This is a genomic window from Synechococcus sp. MW101C3 (assembly GCF_002252635.1).
Taxonomy (GTDB): domain Bacteria; phylum Cyanobacteriota; class Cyanobacteriia; order PCC-6307; family Cyanobiaceae; genus MW101C3.
On record NZ_NQKX01000008.1, the window covers coordinates 205,732 to 228,109 of the forward strand.

Sequence of the window (22,378 nt, forward strand, 5' to 3'; positions counted from 1 at the left end):
GCTGAAGGTGACATGGACCCCGGAACGCCGATCCCGAGGTGTACGTAGCCCGACCGCTCTGCTGCTCTTAGCTCAGGCGTACGTCTGCGTTGCAGTGTCCATCGACCCAGGCTGGCCCGGGGCCAGGACAATGCAACGGCCTGAGCTGGGGAGCTTGGCCTGATCAACCAGAACCAGGTCACCGTTGAAGAGACCAACCCCGCCGATGGCATCACCCACAACGACCAGTGGCTCAGTACTCACCAGGTGAAGCACCAGCTCGCGGTTCAGGTCGCGGCGGACCTCATGGAGTCGTTGGCAGGTCGTGTCGTCGAGCCAATGCAGGCCAAGCTCCCCGGCGCTATTGGATGCGCTTGAGCCGGAGGCGGATTCAGCAGCAGGCATGAAGTGGACTTGAGCCACTCACGGCTTGGTGGACCGGGACTTCTGAGTGGGGACAGCACCATCTGGCGGCGGGGTTGTTGTGCCAGTGACCCGTCCAACCGGTGGGGGGCTGGCAAAGGGCCCTGCCAGTGTTTCTGCTGCTTCGTGGAGTGGAAACCGCCTGGGAAGAAAGATGAATCGCGATCTAGCTTTCCTGCGTGACGGTTAGACCAATCTCTTGGCCGTAGGACAGTTCCAGCGTATGACCGTCAGGATCTCGCAAAAATGCCCAATAGCCAATCGGATAGCCCGAATCCTTGGGTTCTTCAAGCAATAGCCCAGCCTGGCGAGCCTTGTCGCACAACATGTCCACGGCTTCCCGGCTCTTACAGCCAATTCCAAGATGGGCTAGGGGAGAGAGAACTGGCTGCACAATGGTGGCTTGAATCAAAACAATCACAAACGGTCGCGTATGGTCAGACAACCAGACAACTTCAGATCCTGTTTCCCTGTCAATGCGCCGATGCACAACTTGCATGTCAGCATAGGTAGCATAGAAATCAACACTGCGTCCAATATCGGAAGCGGGTAAGGCGACGTGGGTAAGTCCAAGATCAAGCATGGTCAGCTCCTCTGGCTTGGTTAATGACAGTTTAATCGTGGACGCAATGATGGGGAGGTTGCCTTTGTCCAGCGCTGACGAATGGTTGTCTTGGGAGGCGGCGGCCATTGGAGTGTTGGGGTGGGCTGGGATCCCAATACCCAGCAGTTTTTGATGCACCACCCCTACGCAGAAGCCGATCTGGTGGCAGGCGGGTTTACGCGCTCACAACAGGGAGCTGCCGCATGACCACAACCACCCACTCTCATCAGCCCTTGACCGATCAAGGGGGTCAGGTCATTGATGTTGGGCTGTCCCTTCCCTCAGTCCTAGGGCCACTCCAAGGTCAGTTCCAGCTTGCGTCTGGCTGTTGCCGAGCTCTTCCTGGAAAAGGGTTGGGCCACTGGGGCCATTGTTTCGGTTTGGATCCATGCCGTCAACATCGCCAGTCGTCGCTTAGCGCTGGAGATCAGAAAGCGTTGCGGCAGGAGCCACTTGCCACTCCGGGGACGGAACCAACCTGGACCAATCGTGCGGTGAAGCGAGTCTTCATTGCCGGGATTCCCGACCATCGACACCCAACCTCCGGCGGCATCAGGAATCTGCTCCGAACGGGCAATGGAGAGACGCATGGGGCCGGCAAGATCGTTCCAGGTGAAGGCCGCAGCTGGAGGGGATGAAGGGATTCTGACAAAGCCGAATTGGTCCAGGGACACTGCTATGGGGGTTTTCAGTGTCGTCAGTTGATGACTGGATCCATCGGGCATCACCAGCACAAAGTTGTAATCTTTCTGTGGCAATATACCGATGCCTTCGTGTGCATCATTGGCGATGTAGTAATAGGGGTGGCGATCGTAATAGTTTCCTTGCCAGACCTTGAACTGCATCCTGGTTCCATTGACTTTGATCTGGAGATCGTCCCGTTCAATCATCGTGCCCTCACTAGTGGCAAGCACGGCACGAATGGTGTCGCGGGAGACTCGAGCACTGCTGTTCTGTTCAAGCTCTATCGTCACGACCACGTCACTGAGATTCTTCGGCAGCTCACGGCTGGTGCGCGTGCAGCCTGCGATTGCCAGTGAAAGGGTGGAAATGGCCAAGGCTGCTCGTTGCCACATGTCAAAGATCTGTGGTTGAGGGTTGTTACCATTATCCACGCGCCCCTTGTTCCATGATGGCAAGATGCTCAGCCCATGGGCAAAACGACGTGCCGTGTTGGAAGAATCGAGGCGCCTATCTGGCAAATGGATCCCCAGCTTGACGCCTGCCGATCGACTCGTGGTGCTGGGAATGCTGCTCCATGCCATTGGCCTCCGTTTGGGGGGATTGAGCCGAACGTAAACGTCACGGGCTGCCGAAGACGGTCCCGTGGGCGTAATGGCAGTTCCTTTTTGTGTGGGTGGTTGAACAAACGTCTGAAGAAGACCCCTTTGATTCAGCGGTCACGATGCCCAACGCTTACCGGATGGGGTTGTCGGATTCGAAGTCCACAGATCTGCTGATCCGGCGGGATCAGGCCAGACGAACGGGGGACGCCGGCTTCAGACCGCAAAGCCACGCGCAAACCGCAGCAGCAGCCGTGGGTTTCCCCGCAGGCGGATGCGGCCGGTGAGCAGGGCCAGCAGCAGGTTGCGCGGCAGGGCTCCGCGCCGCTGAACGCGAAGTGGTCAGTGGCGGTGAGGTTGCGGGCCTGCCCGGGCTGAAAGGTCATCGACAACCCGTTGCGGAACGCCTCGACCGAGAGCGGTATGAGGCAGCTGCGCACCCGCTTCACCGTCTTGTGGGGGAAACGTTTCGCCACATGGGCCTCGGCATTCGAGCCCGGCACCATACACACTGTTTCGAGCTTCTCCTGCAGCGGTTGCACCACCTCGCGCACGAAGGCCTTGCGCTCGTCATCACGGGCCGAGCGGCTTTCGGCGAGGTGCTTCGCCCAGTCGCTGAAGCCCCCCAGGAACTCCCGGTCGTTGTGGGTGTAGCAGGCCGAGACGTTGAAGCGGCCATCGTTGCCGATCGCCATTGGGGCCCGCTCCCGGTGTTGGATGCTCTCGGGCACAACACATGCCCTCTGAGGCCTTATGGATACAGCCGTGTTGGCCTGGCGTTAGCTTGTCTTCTGATGGGGCGTGCCGATGTACGGGAACTCCTCGAGAATGTCAGTGTGCGGGCTGAGGCCGGTTGGGGGAATATCACCCTTAGAAAGGAAGGCGAGGCGATGATTGATGACGTCGTCGGTAAAGACACGACCGTTGGGATACGTCGCAGGCTTAGAAGGATTGAAACACAGCATGTCGGGCAAAATGCGGTCGGCGTCGATCGCGGCGATGGCTTCTTCTCGGGTGTAATTGCCCGTATGCCCCATCAGGTGGACGAACTGATCCGTCCATCGCTTGCGATCGTTAACTGGCTCGCTGGCGTTGTATTCCAACTTGGTGTCATCGGTGTTGAAGAAGCTGCTGACACTCGGGTGGCCGGCGCGATCAACATGAAGCAGTTTGCCGTCCTCACGCACGCTGCATCGCCCCCAGATGCGGATCTCCGGCTCGGCGTCGAGCTCGCTCGTGGGTAGCTCGATCACCATCGAGAAGACGTTGGCTTCCGTGTTTGAATCCACGCCGGTCCACGGAGACTTGCCGCCCAGGTGGGGGGCGGTGAAGTTTCTGCCGCCTGAGGTATCGAAGAGATTTTTGATGCCGTCGAAGTCGAAAAAGAAAGCGTCGCTGCGAGCACCGGCGAAGAACGTATAGGCGCCGGACTTGACGATGTTGGGTTCGGCGCCGAAGGAGACCTCGGCATCGGCGATGATCTTTGTTCCAACAGCTTCGACGGAGCGGGATTCCTCCCCTTTTGCAACGAAGACGGTTACGGTTTGCTTTCCTTCGTTCGGCGGCGAGAACACATAGCTGATCGCGATGTCCGTCAGACAATCGCCGTCGTTGTCGATGTTAACGCGGTAGATGGCATCGGGATGGAGCGCGTCGGCCGTTGGATTGGCATTGAGGATGATCACGGTCCTCGACGGGTCCTTGGGCGACTGGAACGCATAGAGGTCACAGAGGTCGAGTCGTTGGTCCCCGAGAGGCGGACCGAGGTTCAGTCCAGTGAAATGGTTCGACACTGCTGTTCTCCTTTGAGCCGAGGTTCACAATTATGGACCGGTTGCCGCTCCTGTGGCGGTGCGCACCGAGCCGCGCGCGCAGCCCTCAAGAAACGACATGAGTCTTCACGGGCGCGACGAGCGCTGCGGGGGGCTGGAACGAGTGGGGTATCTGCGTCATGATCAGGAATCAATGCAGCGCGGGAGAGCTGCTTACAGGCGAGGACGCCGTGGTACGCCTCGTGGGTCTCCTGGGCCAAGGCGATGCACGTTGTGTGCTGCACTTCCCATCTCTAGGGGGTCCCTCGCGCCTGTTGTGCCTCACGCTCATCATCACCCGCCCGCAACGGCCTGTGCCAAGACAGTTTGCTAAGGACCGGGTCGGGTGAATGATGATGTTAGATTGAGTGATGGATATGCACAGAGATCTTGCCTTCAATGCATTTCACTTGCGATGCCAAGCCTTGATGTCTTTGCTAATGACTTGAATTTGTTTGTTTATTTCAGCAAGCTTCTCCTGTGAAGAAGAAGCTATAACCGATAGCCCGCTTGAACGCTGATCACGCGCGGCATCCGAAACCCCTTGCTGATGCGAAGTGAAGATGGAGTAGATCAGGGAAGCCATGCTTAGAAGAGAAGTAAGATAAATCCCGCACTTAGCCCACTTCAGATTCTGATCAGCCTGACTTGTGGCTTCATTAGATGCTTCAATAAGCAAGTCTGTTTTCAGATTCTGACTGCGTTGAATCTCACATTGTTCCGCTATCAAGGCGCCCACTCTCTGAACTTCTCCAATTAAATCTGACAGGCGCTCATCGGCTGTCGTATAAGCCTGATCCAGTCTCAGCGCTGATGATGCCTCGATTGGAATGGACTGCCGAATAGGAATGATCGGAGTATTTGCTATTGTCCTGATACGGTTTCCGCTCAGAACAGCGTTTAGATCAGCTTGGGCAAAACTGCTTATCTTGCCGAGATTCAGTACAGACTTGAAAGACTTTGCTATTTTATTCCATGATCTAGCATATTCGTTTACACACTCTCGCGCCAATCGTTGTAAGTATGCAATATCACTCTCGTCGGGGGTTCGCCTCACTGTCTCCGCAGGAGACCATTGACCCGAATCTTTCATTTCTATACTATCACCCGAAGCATACCAGGTCAGTTGGACTTGGTTCCTCCGCAGGTATTCGCTTGCGATTATGGCCAAGTCTTCCGACGTAATTCTATTTACATCCACAGCAGATCCGTTCGCGAACTGTAAGCTCAGCTCCACTTCGCCGTTGCATGGCAGTCTTGCTTGGTCTGCTGTGAATGTTTTAAGAAACTCAACAGGGTCATCCTCCCCACTATTGAGAGCTTGCTCGAAGGCTTTAAGTGTGCCCGCCAAGAATGGCTGAAAGAGTATTGTCCCCAAGCCCCTAGTCTCTATTGAGAATGGAGTCTTCTTCGGAATTTGAAATGCCATAACTGATGAACTTGCTTAGAGCCTGTGCCTCAATGGCAATACATTAGCGATCTGGTAAGGCGGCGTCACATTTCAAAGGCTATATAGGGGCAATCTAGTGCTCCAGATCAGAATCGGGTAGGTCCGTAAAGCTAGCAAGCCTCATCTGCTCCCGTCTTCTGAATCTGGGTGTTAGATTGTGAGTCAGACCTCTGCTTAATACTACTCATAACCTCACCTATATCGGGAGCCCGGAAAGAGGCCCATCCACTCCTGACAAGCCAGACAAACGACGTCACACCTGCCATGACAAATATGGCCTTCCATGTGTCTGCAGCAAAGAATGCATCTTTGAAGGTTGCTGTGCAGAAGGTTGTAATGATTGCCAGAAGCAGGCCCAGTGGAGCGATCCATTCGTTTCGGCGCTCTAGGTTTTTTAAATGCTTCTGAAGGACTAGCTCTAGCCTGTCAGAAGTGATCACAATCAATTCTTGATCAGTATTTTCATGAACCTTCTTTATGGGTGCGCTGGCTTGGTTGATTCTGACTCTTCCTGTCATTGCGGCGCCTCCCAGAAGAATGCGATCTGGATACGCTTCAAGTTTCCGACCGAATCTCCAATGAATTGAAAATATATTGCACGGCCATCTTGTTCGCCAAATCTGGCAGGCTCTTCGATACACATTGGCAGTGAGTTATTCCAGTTCTTGATGGTGAGTACTGCATGATTATCATTCCCGCTGAGGCTATAGCCAGGCTCGGGATCACCACTGAGATCCACAAATAAGATCTTTACCTTTACGACTGAAGAGGAGGCATTGAACTCAATCCATGCCTCCTCACCCTTGGGAACCAGGAGAGTTGCTTCGTCGATTAGCTCTCGGCCACCTGCTGTGATTTTCAATTAAGATCTCCTTTGATATCTGCCACTCTAACGCTGCCCCTGTATGGCAGGCCGGGAGCTTGGTATGGCGGAGCAGAGTGTTGGTGGTGGCCTGTCCACTCGAGGGGATTGATAGATGCAGCCTATGGTGCAATTATGCGTGAAAGTCTGCCAAACATAGCGCTATAGTCATCATAATAGATCTTGTTATTGCCAGGAGGAAAAACATGTGTCACTTCTGCCGAGAGCAAGCGGCCAGCATCGGTGCCCTTCGGGAGCTTGGCGTTGTGTTGCAGTCCTAGATGAGGGCGAGCTGATTCCTTGAAGCTGTGAATGCACTTCTCTGAGCGGTGAGCGACTCTATTACGTATATTTTGTGCATACCCCAGACAGGCGCGGTCAGCTTGTGCAACCAAGGAGAATGGTTCACCATTTAAAAAGTCTCGGTCGGCACTCTGAACAACATTATTCCAGCTCTTCCATGAATGGTAGAAGGAGGTAGGATGGTGGTTAGGTCTTTGCGCCAAGTGTCGATAGGCCGCCAATAATGTCGCCTTGCGGGTTGAGCTAAGTGTAGGGCGATATCCACTTGGTGATCCAGACCCCACAAGGTACCTTATGTATGCCGCATAGACAAACTCCTCCCAGCTTCCCATCAGTGTCAGAAATGAATACGACACAATCCTCTCGGCCTGCTTGCGAGTCAATGCGCCAGCCTTATTCTTGTACGATATTGCTAGATATGGACGAACAGCTTGCACAAGATTGTCGGAAGAATCCCTAACAGCATCAAATGCATTCCTAGCCCTCAGAATAATTGGCGGTCTTCCTGCCATCTGACACGCTCATCACGATAGTTATACCAGCAACCCGGGTGGATCACAAGCATCTAACGCTGCCCCTGAGTGGCAGGCTAGAAGCTATTGCTAGCGAAGCAGACTCGTCGGCGACCTGTCCACTACAGGGGCTTGTTCGAAGGTGTCGCATCTCCACAAGCGGCGTTTTCGGACCCACGCCTCGCCAGCAGAGCTCAAGTCACCTCCGCTTCACTTCTCACACTGGTGCTCAACTTGAGTCCAATGGCAGAGACCACCTTCAGGATGGTGTCAAAGTTTGGGCTGCGCTCTCCAGATAAGGCCTTGTAGAGGCTCTCCCTAGAAAGGCCTGAGTCTCTGGCCACCTGGGTCATGCCCTGTGCCCGAGCGATGTCGCCCAGGGCCTTGGAAATGAAGGCGGCATCTCCATCCGCCTCCTCGATGCAGGCTTCCAGGTAGGCCGCCATCTCCTCCGCAGTTCGTAGATGCTCGGCGACGTCGTAGGGGCTGGTCGGGGTTTTCATCAGGTCTCCTCCGTAAGGTTGGCTGCCAACAGAAGGGCTTCATCAATGTCCTTGGCTTGTGAGCTCTTATCTCCGCCAGCCAATAGGATGATCAAGGCGGTTCCCCTCTGTAGGAAGTAGACCCTGTATCCAGGGCCGCAGTCGATCCGCAACTCCGACACGCCGGCCCCAACGGGCTTGACGTCACCAGGATTGCCGCCGATGAGGCGCTCAATCCTGGCCAGAACCTTCGCCCGGGCTCTGAGATCACCCAGACAGACCCTCAAGCCATCGGACGAACCGCTCTGTCTGGCGGACTTCAAGCATGTGCCAACTGTAGCCGTCTGGCTACGGTCGCGCACCGCTGCCTCAGAACTCCCATGAGACTGGCGTTGACACTTATGATCATCGCTTAATCAGAACATCAAGTTATGGCATCCACGAAAGCTACCTGAAGACTGCTCGCTCGCCGCCTAGTGAGTCCATTGCCTCAAGAATGCAGTCAACTACCTGCCTGGGATCCTTATCTACTTCACTGACCCAAAAACGAAAGACAGGAACTCCGCTGGTAAGCATGGCTCGGTCAAGCAGACGATCTGTCTGGTATTTCATTTTGTATGCAGTATCCAGGAACATGCTCTCGATATCTTCCCTGGTGAGACTGGCTGGCTTTTGCCCTAGCTTCTGTAGTAATCGTTCTGCATTTCTTCTGGCCATCTTTGTGTCAATTAAATGGAAGGAGCTGTCAATCTCGATGGCAAGGGCTCTTCCCTTGTACAGAGCAATGAGATCGGGCCTCCGATGGCTTTGGAACGCTCTATTTGGTATGAGGATGCCTGGCTCGACGATAACCAGAAACCCCTTATCCAACAGCGCTTGACCAAGACTTTTCTGAAGACGGCTTACCTCTAGGCCATGAAGAGTGTGATCAGAACACTTCAACGCGGAGCCTGGTAGCCTATAGGGCTTTAGCAAGTTAAATATCTCTTCGTGAGTCCTTCCAGTTATCTCTTGAATCTCGGATGAATTCCTGGCATGAACCATCTCGAACACGAGGCTTGCTCTTGGGCCGCCCTCGTCCCAGTTCCAGCCGGCTTCTTCTATGATCTCATCCCTAAACTGATGCTGCCGAGAATAAGTCAGCATCTCATCTCGATTCCATACATCTAGGTGCCGGATTTCCTGCCATGCGATCTCAGCGAGAAGCTCCTTTGACTCATGCCTAAGCCTGGCAAAGCTTGATTCTGGAATCGAAAGAGGATAAGATGACTTATTTTTGATGGCTGACTTACCTGCCGACGAGTCCCGCTCCAAGGCAATGACTAGGCGTATCTTAATCTTTCTTGTGTCATATTCTTCAAAGGATTCAAGGCCGTAATCAAAGAAGGATACGCCTATGATCGAACCAGACTGAATAAGATTGAGATATTCAGAGTGCATTGACTGAAAGACGTCGTCTTCCTTTCTGAGAAGAAAGAGGGCAGTGTTCCATGCAAGCTTTAGCGCTTTGAGGCCTGCCTCGGATTTGAAGTAATCCTCGGTAGCATCCGATGGGTATATTTGCTTAAGGCGATCAACGTTGCCTAAATTCATGAGGTCGTTTACGCTCAGACTAGTTAGTCTATTCTAGAGGACAAGTCACGGCAAGCAAGGTCCGTTCAGCCAGCAGTGGCAAAGGTCTCTGCGACATCATCTAAACCAACAGGCTCCCTTGTATTGGCAATACTTGAAATTACTGCGCTAGAGACATAGTTCCTTGTGGCAGGCATTCTAAGTCGACCAGCGGGATTATACTGAGAATCCACTCAATTCCGAAATCACGTGGATGACCGGTTTGAGATTGGTGACAATGCAAGGGAAACACGTATAGGAGTAGTTCGGCACGACCAATGGACCTGGGAACAACAGCCAAAAGTCGAGCATCAAACGAGGGAGTAATCATTAGGTTTTTTCCGAGATTTATAGTGGGCGGCAATGATGCGCTCATTAAATGGTCTGACGGTTCTGAATCATGTCGAGTGGCAAGCACAGAGTATTTGACAAAGATACCCTCTCGGCAAGATAGCAAGTCTCAGCGAGGTGAAGATGGGCTGCAACGAAGCGATTCTGATAGTGCTAGCCTCAAGACATACTTCTCGCCCGGACAAAGGGGAATTGAGACAAGGGCACGAAGCCGTCGGATACATGACGGCATTCTTGGGGAGACTTCGATTAGATGGACTGGCCCAATTATCAAGTGGAAAGATGGCAGCACTCATATCGTCGTTCAGTGGGATAAGGTTGGCGGGTATTGGGACCCCCATAAAGAAGTATTGGCACACAAGGGAGACAATCCTCGGGTCGACGACTGTCGTGAATGCGACCCCGAGCTTCTACACCGACCAATGAAAGAATCACGACAGGATAAACAACATGCTTGGACGGCATGGAGGGACGAAAGCGGCTTTCTAGCTGCCAATGATGTAGGCGGCAACCACGCAAAAAGCATACGACTGAACTCTGCCCAAGAGCTCCGCGGATTTATCTCATTTCTTAAGAGCGTTGGCTTTGCCGAGCTCGCCTCATTTGATGACAATGCATGGCACTATACGCATGATGACAAACAACATCCAGAGGAAGACTTGTCAATCTGTATAACGGAAGATCAGATTGCACGGTGGGATGAATTTGATAGCTATGCATGCTGGTCTGGCGATCCAGGCTGGGACAATAATGAGTAGCCTGAATTCATGGAGAAGCATAGTTAGGGTATCTCTGGGCAACAGTAGATTATCGAGCGGATGAGGGCGCGGTTGCCGCGCTCGCTTGTGATTTGATGCGGCAGCCATTCCATCGGGCCTCAACCGCTGGTTTCCTCCCGTTCTTCGGTGGGTGTAGAGGCCCATTCAGGCCCTCCAGGCACACCACTCCACCGGCAGGTCGTCGCCGTCCAAAAGCCAATCGTGGTCACATGGATGTGCCTGCCGGCAACGCCCACGGTGATCTGTCCATACGCATCCAGTGGGCTATCGATACGCCAATGTGCCAGGCATCATTCAGCTTCCAGCAGCGTTGCGAAGGACCAACGTAGCCAAGGGCGATGCTGGGGTTGGCTCAGCCTTGCCAGGCCCCATCATGGTCGACAAATCCTTCGATGGCCGAATGGGCGGATCCTCATAAAACGCCCTTCAGACCTCTTTTGCAGCATAAGCGGGAAAGCCCCTGACGCAACATGACCAGACTTCAGTCTTGGACAGGTCTTTCTGATTCCCCTGCAGGCCCTTGGCGACTTAACCGGGTCCGTATAACACTGTTCAATGCGATGCAACTTGAGAGACTTCACTGCTCCCTCTGGCAACCTTGAATGTTGACCCCAATGGCCTTCAAGTGGCCTTGTTGGTCTGCAAACTTCTAGATATGACCTCCTCTTCCCACGCGATTACCTGGGCGATTGTCCAGAGATGCTCATTGCCACTTTGGCTGGAGGCTCCCTATGGCGGCCCGGCAATCTCCATCACATCGTGCTGATGATGGAGGAGATCACAAACTGCCCTGCCTGGAAACTCCCGAGCCTTCGAACCCCACAATCAGCGGTTCCGTGACTCGCACGAGCCTTTTCCCGCGGAGCACCCCGCAAGCGTCCGCACAGGCGTCCGTAGTTAACCTCAGCGAACGCGTGGAGTTCCACATCAGTGCTGCTGCGCCGGTGTTCGCATTCCTCCCCGTCAACGCGAGCGATGTGCCGGCTGGCATCGTCGCCCCGGTCTTCCACCAGCACGCCGTTGGGGGTGCTCCCCTTGAGCGGTTCCCAGGCGATGGCGAGGTGCACGTCTCACAGGGCCGCCAGGTAGCTGCAGCGTTGCAAGGCGCACCCGATCACCGCCCTTGGCGGCCGGCCGTCAGTCATTCGACCTGGGCAGCCCGCTTACCCCTTCAGCGGCAGTGGATCGGTCACCCAGCCGAGGCGGTCGCCCTCTGCGCTCGGCCGCGCCAGGCGCCAGCTCTGCCCCTTCTCACCGCGCAGCAGGTACAGCTCGAAGGGGCTGTCCACCCGGTAGGGATCGTTGGCGAGCCGCCAGTCGAACTGGCCGCTGAGGTGAAGCCCCTGGCGATCGCCGATGGGGACCTTCTCCTGATGGCTGACGCGCACCCGGCTCACCTGGGGCGCTCCGGGGGGATCGAGCGCGAGCGCCGACGCGATCGAGCGCTGGGTGAGGGCGATCTGCAGCTCCAGGGCATCGAGCAGCACCTGCTGCGACGGCTGGCCCACCCCCTGGCAGCCGCTGAGCGCCAGCAGCAGCCCGAGCGCCAGGGCGATCAGGCAGGCGCCCAGCGGTGGCAGCGCAGACCGCCCACTGGCGGAGAGAAGGGGACCGGGCAGCATGGGGGCGCCTCAAGATGTGCCCATGATCGGCTGGCTGCAGGGCGCTGTGGCGGAACGGTGGCAGCAGGGACACCGCTGCGGCCTGCTGCTCTGCTGCCAGGGGGTGGGCTACGAGGTGCAGCTCACCCGCCGCCACTGGGAACGGCTGCCGGTTGAAGGCGCCGTGCTCACCCTGCACATCCATCAGTCGATCCGCGAAGACGGCTGGACCCTGTTCGGTTTCGGCGGGCGGCAGGAGCGGGACCTGTTCCGCTTGCTGGTGGCCGTCAGCGGCGTGGGCCCCCAGCTGGCACTGGCCCTGCTGGGCGCCCATCCGCCCGAGGAGCTGGTGCGCGCGATCGTGCAGGCGGATCTGCGCAAGCTCTGCCAGGCGCCGGGCGTGGGCAAGCGCACCGCCGAGCGCCTGGCGGTGGAGCTGCGCGGCAAGCTGGCCGAGAGCGACGGCGGGGCGGCCGCGCTGGCTGGCGGGGCCTTCGGCCTCGATGACGCCGGCGTTGACGGCGGCACCACCCCCCTGGCCGCCACCCGCGACGAGGTGCAGATCACGCTGGAGGCGCTCGGCTACGCGCCGCTGGAGATCAACCGGGCGCTGCACGCCGTAGGACGCGGCGGCCTGGAGCCGGCCGAAGGCCCCGATGCCTGGCTGCGCGAAAGCCTGCGCTGGCTGGCCCAGCAGGCCGCCTGACTCCCTCCGGCCCAGGGGGCGCCCACGGGGCGGTAAGTTGTCTGTTTGCACCGTCAGGGCCCGACGCCGGCATGCCGCTCGACACCACCAAGAAACAGGAACTGATCAACAGCCACCAAACCCACGGCACCGATACCGGTTCCGTCGAGGTGCAGGTGGCGATGCTGAGCGAGCGGGTCTCCCAGCTCACCGGTCACCTGCAACAGAACAAGCACGATTTCTCCTCCCGCCAGGGTCTGCTGAAGATGATCGGGCGCCGCAAGCGCCTGCTCGGCTATCTCCGCGCCCAGAGCGAAGATCGCTACGCCCAGCTGATCGCCAAGCTCGGCATCCGGGGCTGAGCGGATCCATGGCGGCCAAGCGCAAGCCCCGCCCGAAGGCTTCCGGTCTTGCCCCCTCTGCCACGGCGGGAGCGGGCAAATCTGGCGGCGGCGCTGCCGCCAAGGCCAGTGGGGCGAAAGTGATTCCGCCTGCTGTGGCCAACCGCATGGCACGCCGCATCGCCCTGGCCACGGGGGTTCCCTCCGTGCTGGGCATGTCCGCGTTCGTGGTCAGCTACCTGCTGGTGAGCCGCAACATCTACGACGTCCCCCCGGTGCTTACCCTCGCGGTGTCCGGTGGCCTGTTCCTGCTGGGTGTGCTGGGGCTCAGCTATGGCGTGCTCTCGGCCAGCTGGGAAGAAGCGGCCGGCAGCCTGTTGGGCTTCGAGCAGATCGGTGTCAACATCAGCCGCGTGCGTGCCTCCATCCGGGCGATGCGCCAGGGCAGCAACGCGCCCGGCTGACTCACCGCCACTTCAGCGGTGCTCCTGAAAGTGCTGCAGATCTGCCCTGGAATGAATCCATGCTGGCCCGTTCATGGTGCGTTCGTGGCCGCTTGGGGGAGCGCTGGCTAGCTGTTGGGGGTGCCCATGCAGACCTAGCCAATGAAACGAATGGATCGGAGGTTCCCGATTTCCCTGATTCTCGCCATGGTCGTGATGATCGCCTCTTGCGTGTTTCAGCCCCCTGCAATGGCCTCGACCAGCTTCGTGACCACCACCCCCTTTGCCGCCAGAATCATGTCCAAAGATCTCTCCGCCTCCGCCAAGCAAGCGGAAGGCCGGCTTGAAGCTGCCCACGGCGAACTCACCGGAGACACCGGCGAAAAGCTCAAAGGGCAGGCCAAACAGGTGCAGGCTGCAGCGATGCAGGCCGGCTCCGACCTCAAACAGGGCGTGAAGTCGACCGCTAACAAGGTGAGCGACGCCACCTCCAAGGCCGCCGACAAGATCAAATGATCCCTGCCAGGTGCTCACAGGCGTGATGCTCCCAGGTTGATGGGCTTCATTCACCCTGTGGCCTCCCGGCAGGATTGAAGCAGGGTGTGCTCCGCTCCGCCTGATGGTGGTGCGGGGTTTCCCTTGAAGCACTGCCACTGCGAAACACTGCCACTGAGGCTTTTGCATGGAACAGTGGTTCTCGCGTGGCGCGTTGAAGCACCGGGTCTATTCTTCCGCCCGCCCGATCAAGGCGTCCTTCCATGTCGCCTGACCAGGCGCACGGATTCAAGGAACATGCCTCTCTTTCGCTAGTTCTTGCCAGCTTTTATCGACGTTAACGACAATTGAGTTCTTCAGGAGAACCTCCCATGCTGGAAACCGTGGCCGTCGTGCTGCTTGTGTTGTGGCTGCTGGGTCTTGTCAGTTCGTTCACCCTGGGTGGGCTGATTCATCTGTTTCTCGTTGTGGCTGTTGTCATTCTTGTGCTGCGGCTGCTTCAACGGACGAGGGTCTGATCGCACCCCGATCCCTTGTTGCAAGGCGTATCCCATTGCTTCTGGCCCCATGATCCATCTGCTTGCACCCTTCAGGCTTCAGCTGGCCGTGGCATTGGCTTTGCCTGTCGTGGTGCCGGCGCTGCCGGTGGCGGTCAGCGCGCAGAGCCTTGATGCCCGCAACCTGGCCATGCACTTCTGCCAGCTTGCCGTGAGCGATGAAGTGCGGCGTTCGGGTCAGAATGTGCCGGAAGGCTTGACGCAATCCACCTGCCAATGCTTTCTCAGGCAGTTTGATTTCAACAGCAACCTCAAGGCGGCTGAACGCACCTGCCGGCAGGAAACGTTGCGCAGATACGGGCTCTGATGGCGCCCGCGCCACTGCTCCATCTGAGCAATCCAGAGGGGCCCATCGGCATCAGCCAGGCCTCAGGCCAGCTGCAGGGGTGAGTGCAGCCGGGCGGTGAAGGCGGCGGCGTGGAGTGTGTCCACGGCGGCCGCGCCGTCGCGTACGCAGAACTGGTGGCCGAAACGCACGTAGCGGGTCTGGTCGTGCAGCTTCACCAGCGCCACCACCGGCACCCGCACCCCCGCTTCGTCCTGCTCCGGCCGGTGCCGCACCAGGCATTCGCGCAGCTGATGCTGCACGGCGATGTCGGCGGCCTGCTCGGCCTCCAGCTCCACCAGCAGCAGCTGCAGATCATCGATGGCGCGGCAATCGTCCACGATCAGCTGCACGCGGTCGTCGCGGCGATCCACCGACGCCCAGATCAGCAGCCGTGCATCCACCATCAGGTGATCGCAGAGCCGGGCGAAGGTTTTCGGAAACACCACCGCTTCGGCGGTGCCGGTGAGGTCTTCGATCTGCAGCACCGCCATGCGATCACCTTTGCGGGTGGTGACATTGCGGATCTCCGGCACCATCGCCACCACACTCACGCGCGCCTTGTCGGCCTGCTCCTCGAGCGTGGCCAGGCCGATCGGTGAGAGCAGCCGGATCGGCTGCGCGAGTTGCCGCAGCGGGTGATCGGAGAGATAGAAGCCCACCAGCTCTTTCTCCAGCCGCAACTTTTCCTTCGGCGGATAGTCGGCCACAGGGGCGGCTTTCGGCGCCATGCTGTGATCAGCGCCCCCAGCGGCAGGCGGGGCGGCGAACAGATCGAACAGGTTGCCCTGGCCGCTGGCGCGGTCGCGGGCGCGCGAGCCTGCCCAATCCAGCACCAGATCGAGATCCGCCATCAGCTGGGCGCGGTTGGCGTTGGGCTCCAGCGCATCGAGGGCGCCGCAGTGGATCAGCGATTCGAGCGCCCGCCTGTTCATCAGGTTGGTGGGGATGCGATCGCAGAGATCAGCGAGAGAGGCAAAGGGCCCCTCAGCCTGGCGGGCCTCCAGCAGCTGACGGATGGCGCCATCGCCGAGGTTGCGCACCGCCGAGAGCCCGAACAGGATGCGATCGCCGGTGGGGGTGAAGTCGATGCCCGAGGCATTCACATCGGGCGGCATCACCTCGATGCCCATGGATTGGCAGTTGGCGATGTAACGCTGCACCTTGTCGGTGCTGCTGGCGTTGACGGTGAGCAGGGCGGCCATGTAGGCCACCGGATAATGCGCCTTGAGATAGGCGGTTTGATACGTCACCGCCCCGTAGGCGGTGGAGTGGCTCTTGTTGAAGCAGTATTCGGCGAACAGCACCATCTGCTCGAACAGCTTTTCCGCCACCGCACTGTTCACACCGCGGGCCGTGGCCCCTTCCACGAACTGGCTGCTGTGCTTCTGCATCTCCGACACCTTCTTCTTGCCCATGGCGCGGCGCAGCAGATCCGCTTCCCCCAGCGAATAGCCGGCCAGATCCTGCGCGATCCGCATGATCTGCTCCTGATACACCATGATTCCGTAGGTTTCCTTCAGGATCGGCTCCAGGGCCGGGCAGGCGAAATCGATCGCTTCGCGGCCGTGCTTGCGGTTGATGAATTTGGGGATCAGGCCGGCATCCAGCGGGCCGGGGCGGTAGAGCGCCAGGATCGAGGAGATGTCTTCCAGGGAAGAGGGTTTGAGATCGCGCACGATCTGACGCATGCCGCTGGATTCCAGCTGAAAGATGCCTTCCAGATCACCGCGGGCCAGCAGTTCATAGGTGCCGGGGTCATTGGCCGGCAGGGCATCGGGGTCGATGCGTTCACCGCTGCCCCGCTCCACCAGATCCACCGTCTTTTCGATCATGGTGAGGTTCTTGAGGCCGAGGAAGTCCATCTTCAGCAGCCCCATCGCCTCCACATCTTCCATGAAGTACTGGGTGATCACCTGGCCATCGTTGTTGCGCTGCAGCGGCACCAGCGAATCAAGCGGTTCGGCGGCGATCACCACACCGGCGGCATGCACACCGAAGGTTTTGTTGGTGCCTTCGATGCGGCGGGCCATGTCCACCCAGCGGCGCACATTGGCGTCGTTTTCATACTTTTCGCGGAACTCCGGCGCCGGTGACTCCGGCCCGATCATCTCGGCGAGCTTGGCCGGTTTGCCCCTCACCACCGGAATCAACTTGGCCAGCCGGTCGGCATCGCCGTAGGGGATGTCGAGCACGCGCGCCACATCCTTCAGCACCGCCTTGGAGGTCATGCGGTTGAAGGTGATGATCTGCGCCACCTTGTCGTCGCCATAGCGCCGGGTGACGTACTCGATCACCTCGCCGCGCCGCTCGATGCAGAAGTCGGTGTCGATGTCCGGCATCGACTTGCGTTCGGGGTTGAGGAAGCGCTCAAACAGCAAGCCGTGCTCCACCGGATCGAGCGCCGTGATGCCAAGCGCATAGGCCACCAGCGAGCCGGCCGCCGAGCCCCGGCCCGGACCCACCGGGATGCCCTGCTCACGGGCGTAGCGGATGTAATCCCACACCACCAGGAAGTAGGTGGGGAAGCCCATCTGCTCCATCACCTGCAGCTCGAAGGCCAGCCGCTCGCCATAGAGCGCCGTGAACGGCTCGGCGGCCGAGAGCCCCAGCCGCTGGCGCAGCCCCTGCTCACTCACCTCGCGCAGATAGCTCACTGCCGTGTGGCCATCGGGGATCGGAAAGCACGGCATCTGCTGCCGGCCGAGGATGTCGTAGGCCTCCACCTTCTCGGCCACCACGGCGGTGTTGGCGATGGCGCGGGCCACCACGGCGGCATCGAGATGATCGGCGAACAGGCGGCCCATTTCCGCCTCGCTCTTGATGTATTCCGTGCCGGTGTACCGCAGGCGCTTCTCATCGGTCACCAGCTTGCCGGTGAGCACGCAGAGCAGGGCGTCGTGCGCTTCCACATCGCCGCTGGTGAGGTAGTGGGCATCGTTGGTGGCGATCAGCTCGATGCCGAGTTCGGCAGCGATGCGCACGATCTCCACATTCACGATCCGGTCTTCCGGGGAGCCGTGATCCTGGATTTCCAGGTAGAAATCCTCCCCGAACAGCTCCTGATACCAACGGGCCACATCCCGCGCCACATCCGGGCGGCCGCGCAGAATCGCCTGGGGGATCTCACCGCCGAGGCAGGCGGTGGCCACAATCAGCCCTTCGCTGTACTGCTGCAGCAATTGTTTGTCGATGCAGGCGCGCGCAAAGATGCCGCGGCCGCGCATGCCGCGCAGGTGGCTGATGCTGGTGAGCTTCACCAGGTTGCGGTAGCCGGTGTCGTTCTTGGCGAGCACCACCAGGTGGTAGCGGCGTTCTTTCTTCGGCTGCGGATCCTCGATCGAGCCGTTGATCACATACATCTCATTGCCGATGATCGGCTTGATGCCGGCCTTGCGGCACAGCTTCAGCAGTTCGATCGCGCCATACATCACGCCGTGGTCGGTGAGGGCGAGGGCCGGCATGCCCAGCTCCACCGCGCGCTCCACCATCTGCGGCAACTGGCTGGCCCCGTCCAGCAGGCTGTAGTCGCTGTGGTTGTGGAGCGGAACGAAAGCCAAGGGCGTGCGGTGGCTGAACCACTACGGGGTGTGCTCACCCTACGGGCACACCACTAGATCTGGCGTTCAGTTCCCGGTTACGGCATCGCCTGCTCAGGCCACCAGGGCCGCCTCAGGCCGGCTGTCCATCACCCGCGCCGCCTGTTCGTAGTGGTGAGCCACCTGCAGCAGGCGCGGCTCCTCCAGCACGCCGGTGATCAGCTGCAGACCGATCGGCAGGCCGTCGGCGTCGAAGCCGCAGGGCAAGGAGATCGCCGGCAGGCCCGCCATGTTGGCCGGAATCGTGAGCAGGTCGGCCAGGTACATCGCCAACGGGTCGTCGGCGTGGGCGCCGAAGCGGAAGGCGGTGGTGGGTGAGGTGGGGGTGAGCAGCACGTCCACCTGGCCGAAGGCGGCGTCGAAGTCGCGGCGGATCAGGGTGCGCACCTGCTGGGCCTTCTTGTAAAAGGCATCCACGTAGCCGGCGGAGAGGGCGTAGGTGCCGATCAGGATGCGGCGCTGCACCTCGTCGCCGAAGCCTTCGGCGCGGCTGCGGGCGGTCATCTCCGCCAGGCTGCCGGCCTGCTCGGAGCGGAAGCCGTACTTCACACCGTCGTAGCGGGCCAGGTTCGCCGACGCCTCTGACGGGGCGATCACGTAATAGGTGGCGATGCCGTCGTTGAAGCGGGGGCAGCTCACCTCCACCAGCTCGCAGCCGAGGGCCTCCAGCTGCGCGGCGGCCGCCAGCACCGACGCCTTCACCTGGGGATCCAGCCCCTCCTGTTCAAAGCATTCGCGCACGAGACCCACGCGCAGTCCGGCGATGGGTTGCCGCAGCGCGTCCCGGTAATCCGGCACGGGGGCCTGCAGGCAGGTGCCATCGCGGGGGTCGGCGCCGGCGATCACCTGCAGCAGCTCAGCGGCATCGGCCACGCTGGTGCTGAACGGGCCCACCTGATCGAGCGAGCTGGCGAAGGCCACCAGCCCCCAGCGGCTCACCCGGCCGTAGGTGGGCTTGAGCCCCACCACGCCGCAGAAAGCAGCGGGCTGGCGGATCGAGCCGCCGGTGTCGGAGCCGAGGGCCGCCATCGCTTCACCGGCGGCCACCGCCGCCGCGCTGCCGCCGGAGCTGCCGCCCGGCACCCGTTCCGGGTCCCAGGGGTTGCGGCTCGGGCCGAAGGCGGAGGTTTCGGTCGAGCTGCCCATGGCGAACTCGTCGAGGTTCGTTTTGCCCAGCAACACCGCGCCGGCCTGCCACAGCCGCTCGGTGACGGTGGATTCGTACGGCGGCACGAAGTGCTCCAGCATGCGGCTGGAGCAGGTGGTGGCGATGCCCTTGGTGCAGAGGTTGTCCTTGATCGCCAGCGGAATGCCGGCCAGCGGCGGCAGCGTCTCACCGGCGGCACGGGCGGCGTCGATGCGATCGGCATCGGCGCGGGCACGATCCGCCGTCACCTCCAGGTAGGCATGCACGGTGGGATCCACCGCGTCGATGCGGGCCAGGTGGTGATCGGTGAGCTCACGGGCAGACACGTCTCCGCTCTGCAGCCGCTCACGCCATTCGGCGATCCCCATCCCAAGCCCATCGTTGCTGGTGGGACGCTATCAGCCGGGCTCCTGGACGTCGGTGAGGGGTTCGCCCCGGTGGGTGCGGAGGATTTCGTGGCTGAGCCCGCCGGGCGCCTCTGCCTGAAGATCGGCGAGAAAGTGCTCCAGCTCCACTTCCAGCTCCTGGCGCCGCATGAACGGGCCGAACCAATAGATGACGTTGGGATCGTGGGTTTCCACCCGCGCCCACCATGCCATCCCCAGACCGTTCGCCAGGCTGCGCAAAGGCCGGATCAGGGCGTCCATTCAGGCTTTTCGTACCGACCCATTGTGCCCTCGCATGGGGCCGTCCATAGCCGTTTTTCCCGAATGGTGTGCACCGTCGGACTCAGAGCTGGATGTCCCCCTGAAAGCCCGTGGGGCTGGCCGGCGAGAGCTCCAGGGTGAGCTCCAGAGGCGCTGAGGGGGCTGCCGGGGGTGCCGTGCCAGCGGCCGCCTCGCTGGTGCTCTCAGGCGGCGGGGGAGCGGCTGACTCCGTTGCTTCTGCTTGCCCCACCGGTTCCGGTTCGACGCCGGTGAGGAACTCCTCAGCAGCCGCTGCCTCCTCCTGCAGCTCCTCATCCAGGAGCCTCTCCCCACTCACGGAACGTTCCCGATCGGCGAGCGCCTCTGCATCGGCTGTGAAGTCCCCATCAGCGAGCTGCTCGGCAACGGCGCGCTGCTCTTCAACGACGAGAACGTCCGCATCAACCAACAGCTCTTCAACCACAAGGCCCCCCCCCTCAACGGCGAGGAGCTCCTCAGCAGCGACGAGGAGCTCCTCCGCAACGGCCAGCAGCCCAGCAACAGGCTGCTTGTCTTCAAGGGCCAGCCGCTCCTCATCGGCCGAAAACACAGCGTCCGGGTCGTCAGCAACGGCTGCCGAATGGTCAACCGCCGCTGCGGCCTCTGCTCCTACGTTGGCTGCCGCTGGCGCGGCTGCGCTGGTGCTGGCTGCCGCCTTGCTCGGCAGCTGCGGACGCACGATGCGTGGAGCCGGGGCATTGCCGGTGATCGCCTGCATCCAGCCGCGGCGGGCTACCTCATAGAGCAGCAGGGCCGTGGCCACCGAGGCGTTCAGGCTGGGCGTGGCGCCCCGCAGCGGAATGCGGATGAGCTGGTCGCAGTGCTTGCGGGTGAGCATCGAAAGCCCCTGGCTCTCCGAGCCGGTGACCACCACCAGCGGGCCGTCGAGATCGGCTTCCGTGAGGCTTACCGTGCCTTCTTCAGCCAGGCCCACCACCCGGTAGCCCTCCTCCTTGAGCTGTTCCAGCGAGCGGTTCAGGTTCACCACCCGGGCCACGGGCAGGTGCTCCAGGGCGCCGGCGGCCACCTTGGCCACCGAGCCGGTGAGGCCCGCATTGCGGCGCTGCGGCAGCACCAGGCCATGGGCGCCAAGGGCTTCGGCGCTGCGCACGATCGCGCCGAGGTTGTGGGGATCGGTGAGTCCGTCCACCGCCATCAGCAGGGGCGGTTCGCCGATGCCGCGGCAACCGTCGATCAAGGTGCCGAGATCGAGGGTTTCAGCGGCAGCGACCTGCAGCACGATCCCCTGGTGCACCGCTCCACCGGTGAGCTGGCCGAGGCGGGCCCAGGTGACCTCCTCCACCAGCACCCCACCGGCCTTGGCTTCGCGCAGCAGCTGCAGGAAGCGGGGAGCGAAGCGCAGCTCAGGGGTGCACCAGATGCGGTGAATCGGCCGGTCGCTCTCCAGGGCGGCCTGGGCGGGATGGCGTCCCCAGATCAGATCATCGGCCGGTTCGGCGCCGAAGCGTTCCGATTCGCCCGTTGCCGGCGGCTCGCTGGCACCACGGTCGACGAACAACCCGCCGGAACCGCCGGGGCCATCAGGCCGGGGGGCGGAGAAGGGGGGCTTGCGGAAGGGCGGCCGGCCCGTGGGGCGGCCGCCGAAGGAAGGACGGCCGCCGAAAGAGGGACGGCCACCAAAGGAGGGACGACCTTCCGGCCTGCGATCGCCGAAGCGGCGCTCACTGAACGGGCGGGCGCCCGAGGGCCGATCGCCGCCAGGGCGGTCGCTGGAGGGGCGATCGCCGGCTGGGCGGTCCACAGAGGGCCGATCACCTGCAGGCCGCTCCCCACCGGGCCGCTCGCCAAAGCGCCGCTCACCCCCGGCGCGATCTTCCGTGCCACGACGGGGGCCGAAGCGGGCACCACCACCAAAGCGGGCGCCGCCACCAGCGCCACCGAAGCGCGCACCGCCGCCGGCACCACTGCCGCCGCCGAACCGTGCACCACCGCCACCGAAGCGGGCGCCGCCGCCCTCGGCCGGTGCCGCTCCCGCTTCCGGCCGGCGACCGGCGGGACGTGAGCTGATCACCCGGGCCGGGCGGCCTT

The 22,378-nt window shown here is 60.6% G+C and carries 22 protein-coding genes; 7 read left to right on the top strand and 15 right to left on the bottom strand.

Going from position 1 to position 22,378, the window contains the following annotated elements:
• Positions 1 to 72: 72 nt before the first annotated feature.
• The 10 genes from CJZ80_RS11905 to CJZ80_RS11940 form a co-directional block, all read right to left on the bottom strand.
• Positions 73 to 384 carry a hypothetical protein gene (locus CJZ80_RS11905; RefSeq protein WP_144037018.1) on the bottom strand — a complete coding sequence of 104 codons (312 nt, stop codon included), beginning with the start codon at positions 382 to 384 and terminating at the stop codon, positions 73 to 75.
• 184 nt (positions 385 to 568) lie between these two features.
• Entirely contained in the window at positions 569 to 1,093 is a 525-nt protein-coding gene (locus tag CJZ80_RS11910) for a VOC family protein (RefSeq protein ID WP_233133048.1), read from the bottom strand.
• Between the two features lie 200 nt (positions 1,094 to 1,293).
• Positions 1,294 to 2,271, bottom strand: coding sequence for a hypothetical protein (locus CJZ80_RS11915; RefSeq protein ID WP_144037019.1), 978 nt, complete (start codon positions 2,269 to 2,271; stop codon positions 1,294 to 1,296).
• Between the two features lie 128 nt (positions 2,272 to 2,399).
• Entirely contained in the window at positions 2,400 to 2,984 is a 585-nt protein-coding gene (locus tag CJZ80_RS11920) for a hypothetical protein (protein WP_094513375.1), read from the bottom strand.
• A gap of 84 nt (positions 2,985 to 3,068) precedes the next feature.
• Positions 3,069 to 4,082 (bottom strand): DUF4331 family protein, encoded by a 1,014-nt coding sequence (locus tag CJZ80_RS11925; protein WP_094513378.1) that lies wholly within the window; start codon positions 4,080 to 4,082, stop codon positions 3,069 to 3,071.
• Between the two features lie 424 nt (positions 4,083 to 4,506).
• A complete protein-coding gene (locus tag CJZ80_RS15155; RefSeq protein ID WP_144037020.1) occupies positions 4,507 to 5,451 on the bottom strand; it encodes a hypothetical protein in 945 nt (314 codons plus the stop codon).
• A 613-nt stretch (positions 5,452 to 6,064) separates the two neighbouring features.
• Positions 6,065 to 6,412 (bottom strand): DUF6864 domain-containing function, encoded by a 348-nt coding sequence (locus CJZ80_RS15160; protein WP_144037021.1) that lies wholly within the window; start codon positions 6,410 to 6,412, stop codon positions 6,065 to 6,067.
• Positions 6,413 to 7,421: 1,009 nt separating this feature from the next.
• On the bottom strand, positions 7,422 to 7,730 hold the full coding sequence (locus CJZ80_RS11930; protein ID WP_094513381.1) for an addiction module antidote protein: 309 nt from the start codon (positions 7,728 to 7,730) through the stop codon (positions 7,422 to 7,424).
• Entirely contained in the window at positions 7,730 to 8,071 is a 342-nt protein-coding gene (locus tag CJZ80_RS11935) for a type II toxin-antitoxin system RelE/ParE family toxin (protein ID WP_233133049.1), read from the bottom strand. The genes CJZ80_RS11930 and CJZ80_RS11935 overlap by 1 nt, the downstream gene beginning before the upstream one ends.
• Positions 8,072 to 8,156: 85 nt before the next feature.
• The gene (locus tag CJZ80_RS11940; protein WP_094513384.1) at positions 8,157 to 9,302 is read right to left on the bottom strand and encodes a hypothetical protein; all 1,146 of its coding nucleotides are present in this window, start codon (positions 9,300 to 9,302) and stop codon (positions 8,157 to 8,159) included.
• Positions 9,303 to 10,093: 791 nt separating this feature from the next.
• On the opposite strand from CJZ80_RS11940, the gene CJZ80_RS15165 reads away from it, so the two are divergent.
• Positions 10,094 to 10,429 carry a hypothetical protein gene (locus CJZ80_RS15165; protein ID WP_144037022.1) on the top strand — a complete coding sequence of 112 codons (336 nt, stop codon included), beginning with the start codon at positions 10,094 to 10,096 and terminating at the stop codon, positions 10,427 to 10,429.
• A gap of 1,184 nt (positions 10,430 to 11,613) precedes the next feature.
• Here the strand turns inward: CJZ80_RS15165 and CJZ80_RS11950 are convergent.
• Positions 11,614 to 12,072 carry a hypothetical protein gene (locus CJZ80_RS11950; protein WP_198948303.1) on the bottom strand — a complete coding sequence of 153 codons (459 nt, stop codon included), beginning with the start codon at positions 12,070 to 12,072 and terminating at the stop codon, positions 11,614 to 11,616.
• Between the two features lie 22 nt (positions 12,073 to 12,094).
• On the opposite strand from CJZ80_RS11950, the gene ruvA reads away from it, so the two are divergent.
• From ruvA to CJZ80_RS11975, 6 genes are all read left to right on the top strand, one after another.
• Positions 12,095 to 12,757, top strand: a complete 663-nt coding sequence (ruvA, locus tag CJZ80_RS11955) for a Holliday junction branch migration protein RuvA (RefSeq protein ID WP_094513388.1) — start codon at positions 12,095 to 12,097, stop codon at positions 12,755 to 12,757.
• A 71-nt stretch (positions 12,758 to 12,828) separates the two neighbouring features.
• Positions 12,829 to 13,098 (top strand): 30S ribosomal protein S15, encoded by a 270-nt coding sequence (gene rpsO / locus CJZ80_RS11960; RefSeq protein ID WP_094513390.1) that lies wholly within the window; start codon positions 12,829 to 12,831, stop codon positions 13,096 to 13,098.
• 8 nt (positions 13,099 to 13,106) lie between these two features.
• Positions 13,107 to 13,541, top strand: a complete 435-nt coding sequence (locus tag CJZ80_RS11965) for a PAM68 family protein (RefSeq protein WP_094513393.1) — start codon at positions 13,107 to 13,109, stop codon at positions 13,539 to 13,541.
• A gap of 186 nt (positions 13,542 to 13,727) precedes the next feature.
• The gene (locus CJZ80_RS11970) at positions 13,728 to 14,036 is read left to right on the top strand and encodes a CsbD family protein (RefSeq protein WP_233133050.1); all 309 of its coding nucleotides are present in this window, start codon (positions 13,728 to 13,730) and stop codon (positions 14,034 to 14,036) included.
• Positions 14,037 to 14,386: 350 nt separating this feature from the next.
• Positions 14,387 to 14,533 carry a lmo0937 family membrane protein gene (locus tag CJZ80_RS15170; protein WP_144037023.1) on the top strand — a complete coding sequence of 49 codons (147 nt, stop codon included), beginning with the start codon at positions 14,387 to 14,389 and terminating at the stop codon, positions 14,531 to 14,533.
• A 109-nt stretch (positions 14,534 to 14,642) separates the two neighbouring features.
• Positions 14,643 to 14,879 (top strand): hypothetical protein, encoded by a 237-nt coding sequence (locus CJZ80_RS11975; protein ID WP_158217479.1) that lies wholly within the window; start codon positions 14,643 to 14,645, stop codon positions 14,877 to 14,879.
• A 62-nt stretch (positions 14,880 to 14,941) separates the two neighbouring features.
• Here the strand turns inward: CJZ80_RS11975 and CJZ80_RS11980 are convergent, their stop codons facing one another.
• From CJZ80_RS11980 to rlmB, 4 genes are all read right to left on the bottom strand, one after another.
• Positions 14,942 to 18,457, bottom strand: a complete 3,516-nt coding sequence (locus CJZ80_RS11980) for a DNA polymerase III subunit alpha (RefSeq protein ID WP_094513399.1) — start codon at positions 18,455 to 18,457, stop codon at positions 14,942 to 14,944.
• A gap of 93 nt (positions 18,458 to 18,550) precedes the next feature.
• The gene (gene gatA / locus CJZ80_RS11985; RefSeq protein WP_094513401.1) at positions 18,551 to 20,011 is read right to left on the bottom strand and encodes an Asp-tRNA(Asn)/Glu-tRNA(Gln) amidotransferase subunit GatA; all 1,461 of its coding nucleotides are present in this window, start codon (positions 20,009 to 20,011) and stop codon (positions 18,551 to 18,553) included.
• A 30-nt stretch (positions 20,012 to 20,041) separates the two neighbouring features.
• A complete protein-coding gene (locus CJZ80_RS11990; protein WP_094513405.1) occupies positions 20,042 to 20,290 on the bottom strand; it encodes a DUF1816 domain-containing protein in 249 nt (82 codons plus the stop codon).
• A gap of 82 nt (positions 20,291 to 20,372) precedes the next feature.
• Positions 20,373 to 22,378 (bottom strand): 23S rRNA (guanosine(2251)-2'-O)-methyltransferase RlmB (gene rlmB / locus CJZ80_RS11995; RefSeq protein WP_369803054.1); only part of this gene is annotated, 2,006 nt, incomplete at its 5' end.